At 51.7% G+C, this 16,105-nt stretch carries 16 protein-coding genes, 1 pseudogene and 1 riboswitch; of the genes and pseudogenes, 6 read left to right on the top strand and 11 right to left on the bottom strand.

From position 1 onward, the window contains the following. Positions 1 to 30 precede the first annotated feature (30 nt). The gene (locus N7922_RS10665) at positions 31 to 489 is read left to right on the top strand and encodes a DUF986 family protein (protein ID WP_263100502.1); all 459 of its coding nucleotides are present in this window, start codon (positions 31 to 33) and stop codon (positions 487 to 489) included. A gap of 196 nt (positions 490 to 685) precedes the next feature. Then, positions 686 to 856: riboswitch (yybP-ykoY riboswitch) on the top strand. Between the two features lie 10 nt (positions 857 to 866). Then, entirely contained in the window at positions 867 to 1,433 is a 567-nt protein-coding gene (gene mntP, locus N7922_RS10660) for a manganese efflux pump MntP (RefSeq protein ID WP_263100501.1), read from the top strand. Here mntP and rlmA read toward each other — a convergent pair. From rlmA to mgrB, 6 genes and pseudogenes are all read right to left on the bottom strand, one after another. After that, a complete protein-coding gene (rlmA, locus tag N7922_RS10655; RefSeq protein WP_263100500.1) occupies positions 1,430 to 2,245 on the bottom strand; it encodes a 23S rRNA (guanine(745)-N(1))-methyltransferase in 816 nt (271 codons plus the stop codon). The genes mntP and rlmA overlap by 4 nt on opposite strands. A 143-nt stretch (positions 2,246 to 2,388) precedes the next feature. Further along, entirely contained in the window at positions 2,389 to 2,598 is a 210-nt protein-coding gene (gene cspE, locus N7922_RS10650; RefSeq protein ID WP_001062678.1) for a transcription antiterminator/RNA stability regulator CspE, read from the bottom strand. A 12-nt stretch (positions 2,599 to 2,610) separates the two neighbouring features. Next, positions 2,611 to 2,752 (bottom strand): annotated as a pseudogene (locus N7922_RS10645) (DUF2627 domain-containing protein). 489 nt (positions 2,753 to 3,241) lie between these two features. Further along, positions 3,242 to 4,261, bottom strand: coding sequence for an MBL fold metallo-hydrolase (locus tag N7922_RS10640; RefSeq protein WP_263100499.1), 1,020 nt, complete (start codon positions 4,259 to 4,261; stop codon positions 3,242 to 3,244). Positions 4,262 to 4,278: 17 nt separating this feature from the next. Beyond that, positions 4,279 to 4,569, bottom strand: a complete 291-nt coding sequence (locus N7922_RS10635; protein ID WP_263100498.1) for a YebO family protein — start codon at positions 4,567 to 4,569, stop codon at positions 4,279 to 4,281. Positions 4,570 to 4,643: 74 nt separating this feature from the next. Then, positions 4,644 to 4,787, bottom strand: coding sequence for a PhoP/PhoQ regulator MgrB (gene mgrB, locus N7922_RS10630; protein WP_061496610.1), 144 nt, complete (start codon positions 4,785 to 4,787; stop codon positions 4,644 to 4,646). A gap of 161 nt (positions 4,788 to 4,948) precedes the next feature. Here mgrB and N7922_RS10625 point away from each other — a divergent pair, with 161 nt between their 5' ends. Further along, positions 4,949 to 5,188, top strand: a complete 240-nt coding sequence (locus tag N7922_RS10625; protein ID WP_263100497.1) for a YobH family protein — start codon at positions 4,949 to 4,951, stop codon at positions 5,186 to 5,188. A gap of 38 nt (positions 5,189 to 5,226) precedes the next feature. Here the strand turns inward: N7922_RS10625 and kdgR are convergent, their stop codons facing one another. Beyond that, on the bottom strand, positions 5,227 to 6,018 hold the full coding sequence (kdgR, locus tag N7922_RS10620) for a DNA-binding transcriptional regulator KdgR (RefSeq protein WP_263100496.1): 792 nt from the start codon (positions 6,016 to 6,018) through the stop codon (positions 5,227 to 5,229). 177 nt (positions 6,019 to 6,195) lie between these two features. Here kdgR and N7922_RS10615 point away from each other — a divergent pair, with 177 nt between their 5' ends. After that, entirely contained in the window at positions 6,196 to 7,566 is a 1,371-nt protein-coding gene (locus tag N7922_RS10615; protein WP_263100495.1) for an MFS transporter, read from the top strand. A gap of 45 nt (positions 7,567 to 7,611) precedes the next feature. On the opposite strand, the gene htpX is transcribed toward N7922_RS10615, so the two are convergent. From htpX to N7922_RS10595, 4 genes are all read right to left on the bottom strand, one after another. After that, entirely contained in the window at positions 7,612 to 8,493 is an 882-nt protein-coding gene (gene htpX / locus N7922_RS10610) for a protease HtpX (RefSeq protein WP_263100494.1), read from the bottom strand. Between the two features lie 192 nt (positions 8,494 to 8,685). Continuing rightward, positions 8,686 to 10,734, bottom strand: coding sequence for a carboxy terminal-processing peptidase (prc, locus tag N7922_RS10605; RefSeq protein WP_263100493.1), 2,049 nt, complete (start codon positions 10,732 to 10,734; stop codon positions 8,686 to 8,688). A gap of 19 nt (positions 10,735 to 10,753) precedes the next feature. Then, positions 10,754 to 11,440 (bottom strand): RNA chaperone ProQ, encoded by a 687-nt coding sequence (gene proQ, locus N7922_RS10600; RefSeq protein WP_061496629.1) that lies wholly within the window; start codon positions 11,438 to 11,440, stop codon positions 10,754 to 10,756. Positions 11,441 to 11,536: 96 nt separating this feature from the next. Further along, positions 11,537 to 12,034, bottom strand: a complete 498-nt coding sequence (locus tag N7922_RS10595; protein WP_263100492.1) for a GAF domain-containing protein — start codon at positions 12,032 to 12,034, stop codon at positions 11,537 to 11,539. Between the two features lie 132 nt (positions 12,035 to 12,166). Here N7922_RS10595 and yebS point away from each other — a divergent pair, with 132 nt between their 5' ends. Next, positions 12,167 to 13,450 (top strand): membrane integrity lipid transport subunit YebS, encoded by a 1,284-nt coding sequence (gene yebS / locus N7922_RS10590; RefSeq protein ID WP_263100491.1) that lies wholly within the window; start codon positions 12,167 to 12,169, stop codon positions 13,448 to 13,450. Further along, positions 13,419 to 16,052 (top strand): PqiB family protein, encoded by a 2,634-nt coding sequence (locus N7922_RS10585; RefSeq protein ID WP_263100490.1) that lies wholly within the window; start codon positions 13,419 to 13,421, stop codon positions 16,050 to 16,052. The genes yebS and N7922_RS10585 overlap by 32 nt, the downstream gene beginning before the upstream one ends. Positions 16,053 to 16,105 lie beyond the last annotated feature (53 nt).

Raw genomic sequence — 16,105 nt, 5'->3', positions numbered from 1 at the left:
GCCCCCGTTTTTTTATGTACCGGAGGAAGAATGACGATTACGGATATCGTGCTGATACTGTTTGTTGCCGCTCTACTGGCTTTCGCCCTGTATGATGAATTCATTATGCCGGGACGCAAAGGCCCTTCTCTGCTTACCATTCCGCTACTGCGTAGAAGCCGCACCGACGGCGCTATCTTTGTCGGCCTGCTCGTCATTCTTATCTATAACAATTCGATAAATGGCGGTGCAGCATTAAGTATGTGGTTATTATTTGCACTGGCATTACTCGGCGTTTATCTCTTTTGGATCCGCACGCCAAAGATCATCTTTAAAGCGCAGGGGTTTTTCTTCGCCAATGTCTGGATTGAATATAACCGTATTAAAGAGATGAATTTATCGGAAGACGGTGTACTGGTAATGCAATTAGAACAGCGTCGCTTGCTTATTCGTGTGCGAAATATCGACGACCTGGAAAGAATATATAAAATTCTCGTTAAAACTCAATAAGTTAAGATATAGCAAAGACTATATTCAGACGTACAAAAAACACGCACAATCATAGCCTTTGCTATATTTCAGAGCAAATATACTTATATTATTTAACGTTATTTTCACGCCTAAATCTAAATGACAATCGTTATCAATTGGTAAACAGAATTATATTTTCCTGTTATTGTTTTATATTCTCAAAATATGTTAAGGTGCGTCCGTCGTTGGGGAGTAGCCGATTTCCACCACCCGGAAATGTACGTGTCAACATACTCGTTGCAAAACGTGGCACGTACGGACTGAACATTATCAGTCAGGCGAGACCATTGGCACACCAACTGCTATTTACTGGGGGCAGTGGTGTGTTATATGGAACCCCCGGTCTGGACGCACCTATGAACTTATCTGCAACTATCCTTCTCGCTTTTGGCATGTCCATGGATGCATTTGCCGCTTCTATCGGCAAGGGTGCCACACTTCACAAACCCAGGTTCTCAGAAGCCCTGCGCACTGGCCTTATCTTTGGCGTGATTGAAACCCTGACACCGTTAATCGGCTGGGGGCTGGGCATGCTGGCGACCCAGTTTGTGCTGGAATGGAATCACTGGATAGCCTTTGTACTGCTGGTCTTTCTCGGCGGACGTATGATACTGGAAGGCTTCAGCGGTGATGATGGCGAAACAACGGAGACCCCACAACGCCACGGTTTCTGGTTGCTGGTCACTACAGCTATCGCGACCAGCCTGGATGCCATGGCCGTCGGTGTCGGGCTGGCTTTCCTGCAGGTTAATATTATCGCCACTGCGCTGGCAATTGGCTGTGCCACACTCATCATGTCCACGCTGGGGATGATGATTGGTCGTTTTATTGGCCCGTGGCTTGGAAAACGCGCCGAGATCCTCGGCGGGATCGTACTGATTGGTATTGGCGCGCAGATCCTGTGGAGCCACTTCGCAGGTTAGTTGTCCCGCTGTAAGCAGTGAATGCTGAAATCCGTCTGGCAGCGGAAATGTTCCGTTGCCGCTAATGTTTCCCACACGTCCGCTTTCGCGCGCCACGCAAACGGCGTCATCTGCAATAACGCTACGGCCTGTTGACCCGTTAACGTCATCTCATAAGCCTGCGATTGCTGACCGATAACGGTAAAACCCGCGATCTCGCCTGCATTTTCTGCGTGCAACTGCACATCATCATAGATAAGGCCTTTAAGCTCCATCAGATGGCGCGGACCGGGAGCGGCAGTGATCACTACCCCGCCGGGTTTAACAACACGCGCCAGCTCCCCGGCTTTACAGGGTGCGTAAATACGCACCAGCGCATCAATACTGTTATCTTCGAACGGTAAACGATGGCTGGACGCCACACAGAACATCACCTGCGAATAACGTTTCGCGGCAGCACGAATCGCAGCTTTCGAGACATCCAGGCCAAATGTGCGTGCCCCGTGCTGCTCTGCAATTGCGGCAAGAGCCTGCGTGTAATACCCCTCCCCACAGCCAATATCCAGCACTGCATCCGCCTGCTCTGGCAGTCTCGCGTGCAAAAGGGCGCTAATAGCATCACGTAGCGGTTGGTAGTGCCCGGCATCAAGAAATGCACGCCGCGCCTGCATCATCTCTGCGCTGTCTCCGGGATCGCGTGAACGTTTGTGCTGCACTGGCAGCAAGTTCACATAGCCTTCTTTTGCAATATCGAACTGGTGTCGTTGCGGACAAACAAAGGCATTCTCACGACGGTTTAACGGCGCGTGACACAGTGGGCAACTGAAAGGCATAAAGACTCCGGAGGGGATTTCTCAGAAGGCGAAAGTGTACCGCCATTTGCCGTACCGGGGAAATTAAAAAGCCCCGCACAATGGCGAGGCTTTATCGCTGACATTGATGCGCACGAGGCGCTTCAAGCTCAGAGGTGTCGAAATCAGATAGCAGTTACGTTAACTGCAGCCGGGCCTTTCTGACCGTCCTGAATTTCAAACTCAACGTTCTGGCCTTCGGCCAGAGTTTTGAAACCATTACCCTGGATTGCAGAGAAGTGTACGAACACGTCTTTGCTGCCGTCAGCAGGAGTAATGAAACCAAAACCTTTGGACTCGTTGAACCACTTAACTTGACCTTTAATCTTTGCCATTTGCTAAATTCCTTAATGTATATACTTCGCCCGCAGGCATTGACTGAGAAAACTGAGACATTACTGCTTGAGGCACTAATATAAGGTTCGGCAGAGAAGCTGTATTCAACGAAACGTGTTTACTCAGGACTTCTTTACTGAAAATGCCACACATAAACAGAACTGTACCTCGTTTGACCCAAAACGTGTTATCACACAATACGTAATTTAAGGCAAGCCATTTTTAAACATGTCTGGATCCGTCGCACAAATTCTAAGGTTATCAAAGTATCAAGCGCACTTTTATGCATTACTTTGAACGTTATAGCAGACGATTCAATGCGTCAGAACCACGCCCCGTATTGGGTGTTTTTTTACCATAGCTCAATAAGTTCCATGCGTCCACGTCCGCTAAGAAAAAGCTATGCATATACTGTATATCGTCAGTACTTTTTTAGCATAGTTATGCTTTCTTACTTGTCCAGGACGATTCTTAAAACAATTATGCCCAGGGAAGAAACTATCCCCCGGGTTTACTATCGAATATTTGTTGTGCAAATAAGTTAATGCTTGCACCAAAATAATGAAATTATGATGACAATGCCTCACAAAAAGGCAATAAAAACGTTTCGATAAAAATAAAACAGTGCAATTTTATAACAGCTCACATTTTTTTAAGTGAAGCTGCATAATTTGTAAGGGATAAATACTGACCGATTTTCAGGATCCTAAAGTTATGATTATCTGTTGCCGTTTCGTTTAATGCGCTTTGCAATTCATTTACCGGCTCATCCAGTGATTCATCCGCAAGTTCAAACACGCCCCAATGCACGGGAAACGTCAGCGGCATCCCAAGTTGTTGCCACAGCGCAACGGCATCTTGCGGATCCATATGATGTTTTGACATGAACCAGCGTGGCGCAAACGCGCCCACTGGCAGTGCTGCAACAGTCAGGGCACCTAATTTTTCAGGAATCTGTAACAGCTCCGGCGTATAGGCCGTATCGCCTGCAAACCAGAATTGAAGGCAGTCGGAAGCAACAACCCATCCACACCAGAGTGAACGATTACGATCCCAGAACGTTCGCATACTCCAGTGCCGTGCAGGCGCAGCCGTCAGCGACAGTCCCTTAAAAACAACAGATTGCCACCAGTCCAGCTCAAAAACATGGCGTGCGCCAAGCCGACGGACCCAATGACCTAAACCCAGTGGCACAAAAAAGTGCACCTCGGGAAAACGGCGCAGCAACTGGCGCAGCGTCCATTTATCCAGATGGTCGTAATGGTTATGAGAAATCAGGATAGCGTCGAGTTGTACAAGATCGGCAACGTCAAGCGTTGGGGGCGTACGCCGTTGAGGACCTGCAAAACGTACGGGCGATGCGCGGTGAGAGAAGACCGGGTCAGTCAGCAGATAGTGGCCCTGCAACCGCAAAAGGATGCTGGCATGTCCCAGCCACCACAGACCATCAGTTTGTTCATGATCCAACACCGCCTTTTGCCACCACTGTTCAGTAAAGCAGTCGTAACCATTCGCGGGAGGTTTGGGAAGCCCGGCGGCTTTGCGCTCATTGCGCCAGCGTTTTAGATCTCCGGGCTGATTGACGACAGGCGTCGTGTTGGTGAAGCCTTCAGGCGTGTGATGCGGGAGAGCAGGATTATACCAGGGATTTTTCCAGGCCATCTCGCCCTCCTGCGCGGTTAGCGTTCTGCCACCAGGCGAATGAAATCCTCATCATCCTCTTTTGCCTGCGCTTTTACCGGTTCAGGCGTCTCTTCTTTCTCCGGCTCGTTAGATTCACACAGGCGGCGCAGCAGCGCATTTTGCCGTTTTTGCTGATCTAACAGCGCTTCAAGCAGTTCAATCTGCTCGTTTGAACGCGAACTGGCGCGATTGATAAAAAACCACAACACCAGACCAACAACCAAAACCACCAAAGAAACCACGAGGGACGCAAAATTAAGCGCACCCGAATTCATTACTTCGTTCATTTCACCACCTCAATGTAGACGCGGCATTTTACCACTGGCGTCAAGGAAGGAAATCTCTCACTGAAAAAATGCCATTACCAGGGGATGAATTTGTTGATGACGCAGATACCGCTGAAGAATTGTACATCCTGATCGCACATCACGTTAATCATTTGAGTCCAGAGCAGCAGGCAGACCACCAAAACGGCAGCCAGGATCAGCCATCTAAATTTTCTCACTCCACTCTCCGCAACGTTGCAAGGTGTAACCAGGTTATCATGGCTTCCCTAAACCGCGACTAACTGTATCCCCTTTCGGTTTTTTTAGGAATGCTCGACTTGTTTCACAAGGTAAACTTAGTAGCCTAAGCGTAACGTTTTCCACAATGCAAGGAGCTAATATGCGTACACTTATCCGGGGTGTGATCCTTATCGCACTCGTGTGGATTGGGCTTTTGCTGAGCGGCTACGGGGTGCTGATCGGAAGTCATGAGAATGCAGCAGGGTTAGGTCTGCAGTGTAAATATTTAACCGCGCGCGGCACCAGTACCGCACAATATGTTCATTCCGATAACGGTTTCTTCGGGCTGGCAAACTGCCCATTGATTCGCAAAAGCGATACCGTGATCGATAACGGTTAATGCGAAAACGAAAAAGCCGCCCTCAGGCGGCTTTTTTATCAGAACGGGTAGTCGTTATACCCCATCTGTTCGGAGATTTTCCGCGCTGCCTGATGCAGCATTTCCACGTATTCGTGCAGTCGCTCTTCAGAGAAACGCAACGTCGGGAAAGAGATACTCAAGCCCGCAATCACCACGCCGAAACGGTCAAATACCGGCACACCGATGCAGCGTAAGCCCTCTTCCTGCTCTTCATTATCTTCGCCATAGCCCTGCTGACGTACGATATCCAGCATCGGCAACAGATCTTCCGTACTGGTGATTGTGCGATCGGTGCTGCGTTTGTATTCAACACCGTCCAGAATTTGCAGTACTTCTTCCTTGTCACGCCACGCCAGCAGTACTTTACCAATCGCTGTGCTGTACAGCGGGTTACGACGGCCAATACGTGAATACATGCGCAGGTTATACATTGAGTCAATCTTGTGGATGTAAACAATGCTGTCTTCATCCAGCGCACCCAGGTGGATAGTCTCTTTCGTCAAACGTGAGAGTTCACGCATCTGGATATCCGCACTGCGGATCAAATCAACGTTTTGCAACGCACGGGCACCCAGTTCGAACAGTTTCAGGGTCAGAGAATATTTTTCAGATTCCCCTTCCTGCGCGACATAGCCCAGAGACTTCATTGTTTGCAAAAAGCGATAAACGGTGCTTTTTGACATCATGACACGCTGCGAAAGCTCGGTGATACCGATCTCACGCTCTTCGCCGAGCGCCTGCAGAATGCCAAATACCTTCAATACTGAAGAGACAGAATCTGGCTGCTTATCCAAATCTGCGATTGCCATTAATCACCTCATCGCCTGTGTTTTATAAAAATCAGAATCGGTTTTTATTATAAATTCGTCGACCAACCGCCGCAATGCGCGTTTGCCAACTTCGTTACAAATCTGCGACATAAAGCCGGAATACCAATGATAGAATCATTATACAAATAACTCTGTGATTATAGCCCTGAAATTTATATGGATAAAAGTTCCACAGACGGCCTGCCCGTGCCGCTGCGCTATGGCGCGATTCTGACGATCGTCATCGGTATCGCCATGGCGGTGCTGGACGGTGCCATCGCCAACGTCGCCCTGCCAACTATCGCCCGCGATCTGCATGCCTCCCCTGCCAGCTCCATCTGGATCGTTAACGCTTATCAGATTGCTATTGTCGTCTCGTTGCTGACGCTCTCTTTCCTTGGTGACATGTTCGGTTATCGCCGTGTGTACCAATGTGGGCTGATATTGTTCACCTTAACCTCCCTGCTTTGCGCGCTGTCAGACTCGCTTCTTACGCTCACGCTGGCGCGCGTGGCGCAAGGTTTTGGCGGCGCTGCGCTCATGAGCGTCAACACGGCGCTGATACGCCTGATCTATCCCCAGCGCAGCCTGGGGCGCGGGATGGGCATTAACTCGTTTGTCGTCGCGGTCTCTTCTGCCGCCGGGCCAACGCTGGCCTCAGCAATACTCTCTGTGGCATCCTGGCAATGGTTATTTTTGGTTAACGTACCGTTGGGCATTATTGCCCTGTTACTGGCCATCAAATTTTTGCCTCCAAACGGTGCACGCAGTACCATGCCGAAATTCGATTTGCCCAGCGCCGTGATGAATGCCCTCACTTTTGGGCTTCTGATTACCGCACTCAGCGGTTTTGCGCAGGGGCAATCTATCACCGTGGTCTCGCTGGAGATCATTGTACTGTTGATAACGGGTTGGTTGTTTGTCCGCAGACAGCTACGGCTGCCTGTACCGCTTCTGCCGGTTGATCTGCTGCGCATTCCGCTGTTTTCGCTCTCTATCTGCACCTCGATTTGTTCGTTCTGTGCCCAGATGCTGGCGCTGGTTTCCCTGCCCTTTTTCCTGCAAACCACGCTTGGGCGCAGTGAAGTGGAAAGCGGCATTCTGTTAACGCCCTGGCCGCTGGCCACCATGGTGATGGCACCGCTGGCCGGTTATCTGATTGAGCGGGTACATGCAGGAATGCTCGGCGCACTGGGCCTGGCAATGATGGCCGCGGGGTTGTTCGCACTGGCAATGCTCCCGGCCACACCTGCCGATATCGATATTGTCTGGCGCATGGCGCTGTGCGGCGCTGGCTTTGGTTTGTTCCAGTCGCCTAATAACCATACCATCATTACCGCCGCCCCCCGGCAGCGCAGTGGCGGGGCCAGTGGTATGCTGGGCACCGCCCGTTTACTGGGACAGAGTTCCGGCGCCGCGCTGGTGGCGCTGATGTTTAACCTGTTTGATACCAACGGAACACACTCTTCACTGCTGCTGGCGGGAATACTGGCCCTGCTGGCTGCGGTAATCAGCGGATTACGCATTACGCAACCGCGCGCGGCATAAAAAAAGCGCGTCGGTTGACGCGCTTTTTTACTTTCCGCATGCGGCTTACTTCAGATATTCGCCGGTGCGTAAAGCCTCAATACGTTTGTCCAGCGGCGGGTGCGTCATAAACAGCTCGCTCAGCGATTTAGACTTACCGTTGATACAAAACGCCATCATGCTGCTGGCTTCCTGCGGCTCATAGCTGGTTTTCAGACGCTGCAAGGCAGCAATCATCTTCTCACGCCCCACCAGTTTCGCTGAACCGGCGTCCGCATGGAATTCGCGATGGCGGGAGAACCACATGGTAATAATGCTCGCCAGAATACCGAATACCAGCTCCAGCACGGTGGCCACAGCGAAGTAGATCAACGGGTTACCATTACTCTCTTCACCATCATCACGGTTTCCGCTCAGGAAACCTGCAGCAATCTGCGCAATGATGCGGGAGATAAAGATAACGAAGGTGTTCACAATGCCCTGAATCAGCGTCATGGTCACCATATCGCCGTTCGCCACATGGCTGATTTCGTGCGCGATAACCGCTTCGGCTTCATCGCGGCTCATGTTTTGCAACAGTCCGGTGCTCACGGCAACCAGAGACGCATCGCGGCGCGCGCCCGTTGCAAACGCATTGATATCCGGCGCGTGGTAAATTGCCACCTGCGGCATAGCGATGCCTGCCTGGCGGGACTGCTGTGCAACAGTATCCATCAACCAGCGCTCCATATCGTTGCGCGGTTGCTCAATCACTTCCCCACCCACGGATTTCAGTGCCATCCATTTCGACATCAGTAATGAAATGAATGAGCCGCCAAAACCAAACAGCAGCGCCATGATTAACAAGCCCTGAACGCTGCTCGACTGAATGCCCGTCAGGCTAAGCACCAGGCCGAACACCAACATAACGGCCAGGTTAGTCAACAGGAAGAGCGCGATTCGCATCATAATTTTCTTTTAACCTCGATTTAACAAAACGCACTATGCGATTACCCACATCGTATGGGTATACACGGTATTTTCAAGCATCGGGACAGCGTAAGTCACCAGAAAGACACAACTTTACATTTTGTAGCACAATGCTTACGCCAATGGAGGATTGTTAAAAAAACAGGCACAATTTCTTGTGCCTGCTTGATTTTACTTCGCGGGAGCGGGTTGTTCCGCCGGTTTGTCTTTATCCAGATGCGCGAGGTCAAGCGCAATATGAACCGTCTCGTCAAGGTACGGATCCGGCTCCTGGTAATCTTTCGGCAAATCATCCAGCTTTTTCAACAACGGCTTGCCTTCACGTTTAAAGCGATCGTTGAGACGGGAAAGACGAATAGCATCATCTTCCGCATTCTCTTTTTCACGCTGTGCCAGGTTCAGCGAGATGAGATTGCGTTTATCTTTCAGGGCATTGAAACGGGCAATGTCCTTCATGATGTACTGGAACTCAGGATCTTTCGCGATACGATCGTCATGATCTTTGAGGAGTTCCGCGCCAAACGGTTTCAAATCGCCAGATTTCACAAAGGTGGCAGCATTAATGCTGTCCCACGGCAGTGCGTTATCTTCAAATTTTTCACCGGTTTCCGTCACCTGCGTCCCGGTCGGCATAATAATGTCCGGCGTTACGCCTTTGCGCTGCGTACTGCCGCCGTTCACACGATAGAATTTCTGGATGGTGTACTGCACCGAACCCAGCGCTGGCCACTCAGGACGCAGCATCTGATCGTAGATACGGTTAAGTGAGCGATACTGTTGAACGGTGCCTTTACCGAAAGTCGGTTCACCAACAATCAGCGCACGTCCATAATCCTGCATCGCCGCAGCGAAGATTTCCGATGCCGAGGCGCTAAAACGGTCAACCAGCACCACCAGCGGGCCTTTGTAATAGACGACACCGTCGGTATCGCTGTCTTCACGAACCTTGCCGTTATTATCACGAACCTGCACAACCGGACCGGATGGAATAAACAGACCGGAAAGCGAAACAGCTTCCGTCAGCGCGCCGCCGCCGTTAGTACGTAAATCGATAACCACACTGCTAACGTTTTGTTTTTCCAGTTTTTGCAACTGAACTTTAACATCGTCAGTCAGACCGACATAAAAACCAGGAATATCCAGCACGCCGACTTTTTCTTTGCCGACGGTCTTCACGGACATTTTCACGGCCCGGTCTTCAAGGCGAATACGTTCACGTGTCAGCGTCACAATGCGTGTTTTCGTGCCCTTGCCCGCAGGCAGGACTTCGAGACGCACTTTGCTGCCTTTCGGCCCTTTGATCAGCGCCACGACATCGTCAAGACGCCAGCCGATAACGTCGACCATATTCTGACCGGTCTGCCCAACGCCGACGATGCGATCGCCCACGCTGATGGCTTTACTTTTCGCCGCCGGACCGCCTGCAACCATTGAATTGATCACGGTGTAGTCGTCGTCCATCTGCAATACCGCGCCAATACCTTCAAGCGAGAGGCTCATTTCAGTATTGAATTGCTCAGTATTACGTGGAGAAAGGTAATTGGTATGTGGATCGATTTCACGGGCAAACGCCGTCATGGCCAGTGAGAATACGTCTTCGCTGTTGGTCTGCGCCAGGCGGCGAATAGCAAACTTATAACGACGGGCCAGGGTTTCACGCACTTCTTTTTCGTCTTTCCCTGTGAGCTTAAGACTCAGCTCGTCATACTTCACTTTGCTGTCCCACAGCGCATTCAGCTCGGCTTCATCTTTCGGCCAGGGCGCTTTACTGCGATCCAGATTGAACGTGTCATTGCCCGTGAAGTTCATCGGGCGCTCCAGTACTTTCAGAGCGTATTGATAACGTTCAAAACGGCGCTTTTGCGCGAGGTTATACAGGTCATAAAAGACGTCGAGCTTACCACTGCGTAGTTCGTCGCCAATTTGGCCTTTCTTCTGCGAAAACTGATCGACATCGCCAGCCAGCAACACGTTGTGACTGTAATCCAGCAGATTCAGATAACGATCAAAAATCTTCGCCGAGAACGCCTGATCCAGGTCGAACTGGCGATAGTGGGAGCGGGTGAAACGCGAGGTTACGCGTTCGCTCACTGTCGCGTGCTGCGTCTCTTCCTTTAACACCGGAATTTGATCGGCACGGGTGATATCTTCCACAGCCAGGGCATGACCTGTTACAAGTAACAGGCCAACCAACGCTGTGCGCTTAAACAAAGTGTTCATGCCAGGCCAGGCCTCCGTTTCAGAACAAGAGATGTTCTGCGCGTACAATCATCGACATACCCGAACTAAGCTGTACGCGAACGCCATCTTTGGTGATTTCCAGTACGGTGGCGTCCATCGCATTGTTCCCCGCCTTCACTTTCAGGTTCTGTCCTACGCTCAGCGCAGATAAATCTGAAACTGGCGTATGACGCTCTTCCTGCTGTGGTGCGCGTTGGGTTTTCGCGACAGGTTTGTCAGCACGAGGTTTGCGCTCGCCGCCTTCTTTACGACGCGGAGCCGGGCGAGGTTTACGTTCACGACGCGGCGCCTCTTCCTGACCGGCAGCAGCAGCGGCTTCTCGTTTTTTCGCTTGCTGTTCAGCACGCTGTGCCTGAACGCGAGCTTTGGCTTCTTCAAGCTGTTTACGCGCATGCTCTACATGCTGCTCATCCAGCACGCCGCACGGGTTGCCGTCGAGATCCACACGAGCTGCGCCCGCTTTGATGCCGTACAGGTAACGCCAGCTTGAAGTATAAAGACGTAAAGCGGAACGAAGTTGGGTTTTACTGAGACTCATCTCACCCTCAACACGCTCAACTAAGTCCTGAAAAATGCCGATTTTCAGGGGGCGTGCTTCGCCTTCAGCACTGAAACAGTGAGGGAAACGTTCGGCCAAAAAAGCGATAACTTCTTTACTGCTATTCAACTTAGGTTGATTTTCCATGAAATTTCCTGATTACAACGGACGTTGCCAACAAGCGCAGGCATGAACAGGCGTCATTATAATGACGCTATCCGTAAATGCTACGTTATCCGTTGATTATCCTGCGACGGGCGCAAAGATTTTTTTAAAATCAGTCCCCGCAAGGACATTTTCCAGATGCGACACTAACTCGCGCAGCCCTTGTTCATCCTCAGCGGTGAAACGCGAGAAGACAACGCTGTCGATATCCAGCACACCAATTATCTGATTATTCACCGACAGCGGTAATACGATTTCAGAATTACTGGCGGCATCACAGGCAATATGCCCATCAAACTGATGCACATCTTCCACGCGCTGCACGCGATTCTGCGCCACTGCCGTGCCGCACACGCCACGACCAACGGGAATACGCACGCAGGCAATTTTCCCCTGGAACGGGCCTAACACCAGCGTGTCGCCTTCGAGCAGGTAAAAACCGGCCCAGTTCACCCCATCAAGACGTTCAAACAGTAATGCGCTGGTGTTCGCCAGCGTCGCTAAAAAACTGGTTTCGCCTGCCATTAACGCCTGAAAATCGCGGTTAAGGTCCGCGTAAAATTCTGTTTTGTTCATTATCCAACCACTTTGGTGTCTTACTTTGAAAAACTGCTTAGCCTATTAAAATAAGCATTAAATGCGTTGATGCTCAAGATGTTCCCGACATGAGTTAAGATAGATTTATTCAAACCTTTCCTGATGTACGCAATGGCACTGAAGATTCGACAACTCGCGACTACGCAAAAAATCGCCGTTCACCGGGTGGGTGAAGCGTTACCCCGCGCACATTATCAGCGCTGCCCGCAATGCGATACGCTTTTTGCGTTACCGGTTATGAAATCGCACCAAAGTGCATTTTGCCCCTGCTGCGACGCCAAAATACGCGATGGTCGCGACTGGTCGCTCACCCGGCTTGGGGCCATGGCGGTCACCATGATTTTGTTGATGCCCTTCGCCTGGGGTGAACCGCTGCTACACCTGTATCTGTTAGGCGTGCGTATCGACGCCAATCTGTTGCAAGGGATCTGGCAAATGACCGCCCAGGGCTCGCCGCTCACCGGCGCCATGGTACTGTTTTGCACGGTAGGCGCACCGCTGGTGCTGGTTACCGCGATTGCCTATTTATGGCTTGGCAATATTATCGGCATGAATCTTCGCCCGGTATTGCTGATGCTGGAGAAACTGAAAGAGTGGGTGATGCTGGACATCTATCTGGTGGGCATCGGCGTTGCATCGATTAAAGTTCAGGATTACGCCTTCTTGCAGCCGGGTATCGGCTTGTTTGCCTTTGCCGCGTTGGTGATCCTGAGCGTAATGACGCTTGTCCACTTAAATGTTGAGCAATTATGGGAGCGTTTTTATCCACAACGTCCGGCAAAACGCCCCGATCCACAATTGCGCATTTGCCTGGGGTGCCACTTTACGGGTATTCCCGATCCCCGTGGTCGCTGCCCGCGCTGCCATATTCCCCTGCCTTTGCGGCGTAAGCAAAGCCTGCAAAAGTGCTGGGCATCGCTGATTGCATCATTAATTCTGCTTTTTCCGGCCAACCTGATGCCGATTTCAATTATCTACGTCAACGGCACGCGTCAGGAAGACACCATTCTCTCCGGTATTGTTTCACTTGCACACAGCAATATCGCCGTGGCGGGTGTGGTATTTATCGCCAGTATCCTGGTGCCATTTACCAAAGTGGTTGTGCTGTTTACACTGCTTCTCAGCATCCATTTCAAATTTGAACAGGGGTTACGCACTCGCCTGCTGCTTTTGCGCTTTGTGACCTGGATTGGGCGTTGGTCGATGCTCGATCTGTTTGTCATTTCACTGATGATGTCACTGATTAATCGCGACCAGCTACTCGCTTTTACAATGGGACCGGCCGCGTTTTATTTCGGCGCGGCGGTAATTTTGACTATTCTTGCTGTGGAATGGCTGGACAGTCGCTTACTTTGGGATGCACATGAGTCAGGAAACCCCCGCTTCGCCGACTGAAGCGCGTATAAAATCTAAACGGCGCATTTCGCCGTTCTGGCTGTTACCGGTGATTGCCTTGTTGATCGCAGGCTGGCTTATCTGGAGCAGCTATGAAGACCGGGGTAATACCATCACTATCGATTTTATGTCCGCCGATGGCATCGTTGCCGGGCGCACCCCCGTACGATATCAGGGCGTGGAAGTCGGTACCGTGCAGGATATTCGCCTGAGCGACGATCTGAAAAAAATTGAAGTTCGCGCCAGCATCAAAGCCAATATGAAAGATGCCCTGCGCAGCGAAACCCAGTTCTGGTTGGTCACGCCGAAAGCGTCGCTGGCTGGAGTTTCCGGGCTGGATGCGCTGGTTGGCGGCAACTATATCGGCATGATGCCAGGAAAAGGCGACCCGCAAGAGCACTTCACCGCGCTGGATACTCAGCCGAAATATCGCCTGAATAATGGTGAATTGATGATCCATTTGCATGCCCCGGATTTAGGCGCGCTGAACAGTGGGTCGCTGGTCTATTTTCGCAAAATTCCCGTAGGACGCGTCTACGATTACGCCATCAATGCTAACAAACAAGGCGTGACCATCGATGTGCTGATTGAACGCCGTTTCACTAACCTGGTCAAGAAAGGCAGCCGTTTCTGGAATGTGTCCGGCGTGAAAGCGGACGTGAGCCTTAGCGGCGCGAAGGTGGAACTTGAAAGCCTGGCAGCGCTGGTGAATGGCGCTATTGCCTTTGATTCCCCGGATGACTCGCAAGCGGCTGCGCAAGATGATGAGTATGGGTTATATGAAGATTTAGCGCATAGCCAGCGCGGCGTGCTGGTGAAACTGGACTTACCCAGCGGACAAGGGCTGAAAGCCGGTTCGACGCCACTGATGTACCAGGGGCTGGAAGTGGGCGAGCTGACAAAAATCGATCTCAACCCTGGCGGTAACGTCACTGGCGAGTTGACCGTTGATCCGGGCGTCGTCAACCTGCTGCGCGATACCACCCGCATTGAGATGCGTAGCCCAAAAATCTCCCTCGATAACCCCAATATCAGTTCGCTGTTAACCGGCAATACGCTTGAGCTGGTACCGGGCGAAGGTCAACCGCGCAACCAGTTCCCGGTGCTGCCGGCAGATAAAAACCTGTTGCAGGCACCGGGAGTACTGACGCTGACGCTGACCGCGCCGGAAAGCTATGGTATCGACGCGGGACAACCGCTGGTATTGCATGGCGTACAAATAGGCCAGGTGCTGGAACGCACCCTCACGAATGACGGCGTCTCTTTTGCGGTGGCTATCGATCCGCAATACCGATCGCTGGTGCACGGTGACAGCAAATTTGTGGTCAACAGCCGCATTGACGTGAAAGTGGGTCTGGACGGTGTTGAGTTCCTTGCCGCCAGCGCCAGTGAGTGGGTCAGCGGCGGGATCCGCATTCTGCCCGGCGATAAAGGGGAGATGAAAAAAAGTTACCCGCTGTTCGCCAACCTTGATAAAGCGCTGGAAAACAGTCTGAGCGACCTGCCGACCACCACCCTGACGCTGACGGCAGAAACCCTGCCAGACGTTCAAACCGGTTCCGTGGTGCTCTACCGTAAGTTCGAAGTGGGTCAGGTGATCACCGTTCGCCCGCGCGCGAATGCGTTCGACATTGATTTGCATATCAAACCGGAATACCGCGATCTGCTGACCACCAACAGTGTGTTCTGGGCAGAGGGTGGCGCGAAAGTGCAACTCAATGGCAGCGGTCTGACAGTTCAGGCGTCGCCGCTTTCCCGGGCAATTAAAGGTGCGATCAGTTTCGATAACCTCAGCGGTGCCAGCGGTCGCGTTCGCAAAGGCGATAAACGCGTGCTTTATGCCTCCGAAACCGCAGCGCGCGCGGTTGGCGGTCAAATCACCCTGCATACATTCGACGCCGGTAAACTGGCGGCAGGAATGCCGATCCGCTACCTGGGCATTGATATCGGGCAGATCCAGAACTTACAGCTGATCACGGATAAGAACGAAGTGCAGGCAAGCGCCGTGCTCTATCCGGAATATGTGCAAACCTTCGCCCGTGCGGGTACGCGTTTCTCGGTGATCACGCCGCAGATTTCTGCCGCAGGCGTTGAGCACCTTGATACGCTGTTGCAACCTTATATCAATGTCGAACCGGGTCGCGGCGAGCTGCGACGTGATTTTGAAATATCCGAAGCCACTATCACCGACTCCCGTTACCTTGATGGGCTAAATATTGTGGGTGAAGCGCCGGAAGTGGGCTCGATGAACATCGGCACGCCAGTGCTGTTCCGCGGTATTGAAGTCGGCACCGTGACAGGATTAACGCTTGGTACCTTGTCGGATCGTGTGATGGTGGCCATGCGTATCAGCAAGCGTTATCAACACCTGGTGCGCAACAACTCAGTATTCTGGCTGGCATCGGGCTACACGCTGGACTTTGGTTTGACCGGTGGGGTGGTGAAAACCGGTACCTTTAATCAGTTCATTCGCGGTGGTATTGCCTTCGCAACGCCTCCAGATACACCGTTGGCGCCGAAAGCTCAACCGGGTAAACACTTCCTGTTACTGGAAAGTGAACCCAAAGAGTGGCGTCAATGGGGTACGGCCCTTCCGCGTTAAACCTGCTGGCTCCGGCGTGCCTGCGTCGGAGCCTTTATGCTACACTGCGCGCC

This window comes from Kosakonia sp. ML.JS2a (assembly GCF_025642095.1).
Lineage (GTDB): Bacteria > Pseudomonadota > Gammaproteobacteria > Enterobacterales > Enterobacteriaceae.
Note: the sequence above shows the minus strand (reverse complement) of the source record. Positions and strands in the feature narration are given on the sequence as shown.

Bases quoted from the DNA above. Each gene is read 5' to 3' on its own strand.
- N7922_RS10665 (WP_263100502.1), top strand. From the start codon at position 31: ATGACGATTACGGATATCGTGCTGATACTGTTTGTTGCCGCTCTACTG.
- mntP (WP_263100501.1), top strand. From the start codon at position 867: ATGAACTTATCTGCAACTATCCTTCTCGCTTTTGGCATGTCCATGGAT.
- rlmA (WP_263100500.1), bottom strand. From the start codon at position 2,245: ATGCCTTTCAGTTGCCCACTGTGTCACGCGCCGTTAAACCGTCGTGAG.
- cspE (WP_001062678.1), bottom strand. From the start codon at position 2,598: ATGGCAAAGATTAAAGGTCAAGTTAAGTGGTTCAACGAGTCCAAAGGT.
- N7922_RS10640 (WP_263100499.1), bottom strand. From the start codon at position 4,261: ATGGCCTGGAAAAATCCCTGGTATAATCCTGCTCTCCCGCATCACACG.
- N7922_RS10635 (WP_263100498.1), bottom strand. From the start codon at position 4,569: ATGAACGAAGTAATGAATTCGGGTGCGCTTAATTTTGCGTCCCTCGTG.
- N7922_RS10625 (WP_263100497.1), top strand. From the start codon at position 4,949: ATGCGTACACTTATCCGGGGTGTGATCCTTATCGCACTCGTGTGGATT.
- kdgR (WP_263100496.1), bottom strand. From the start codon at position 6,018: ATGGCAATCGCAGATTTGGATAAGCAGCCAGATTCTGTCTCTTCAGTA.
- N7922_RS10615 (WP_263100495.1), top strand. From the start codon at position 6,196: ATGGATAAAAGTTCCACAGACGGCCTGCCCGTGCCGCTGCGCTATGGC.
- htpX (WP_263100494.1), bottom strand. From the start codon at position 8,493: ATGATGCGAATCGCGCTCTTCCTGTTGACTAACCTGGCCGTTATGTTG.
- prc (WP_263100493.1), bottom strand. From the start codon at position 10,734: ATGAACACTTTGTTTAAGCGCACAGCGTTGGTTGGCCTGTTACTTGTA.
- proQ (WP_061496629.1), bottom strand. From the start codon at position 11,440: ATGGAAAATCAACCTAAGTTGAATAGCAGTAAAGAAGTTATCGCTTTT.
- N7922_RS10595 (WP_263100492.1), bottom strand. From the start codon at position 12,034: ATGAACAAAACAGAATTTTACGCGGACCTTAACCGCGATTTTCAGGCG.
- yebS (WP_263100491.1), top strand. From the start codon at position 12,167: ATGGCACTGAAGATTCGACAACTCGCGACTACGCAAAAAATCGCCGTT.
- N7922_RS10585 (WP_263100490.1), top strand. From the start codon at position 13,419: ATGAGTCAGGAAACCCCCGCTTCGCCGACTGAAGCGCGTATAAAATCT.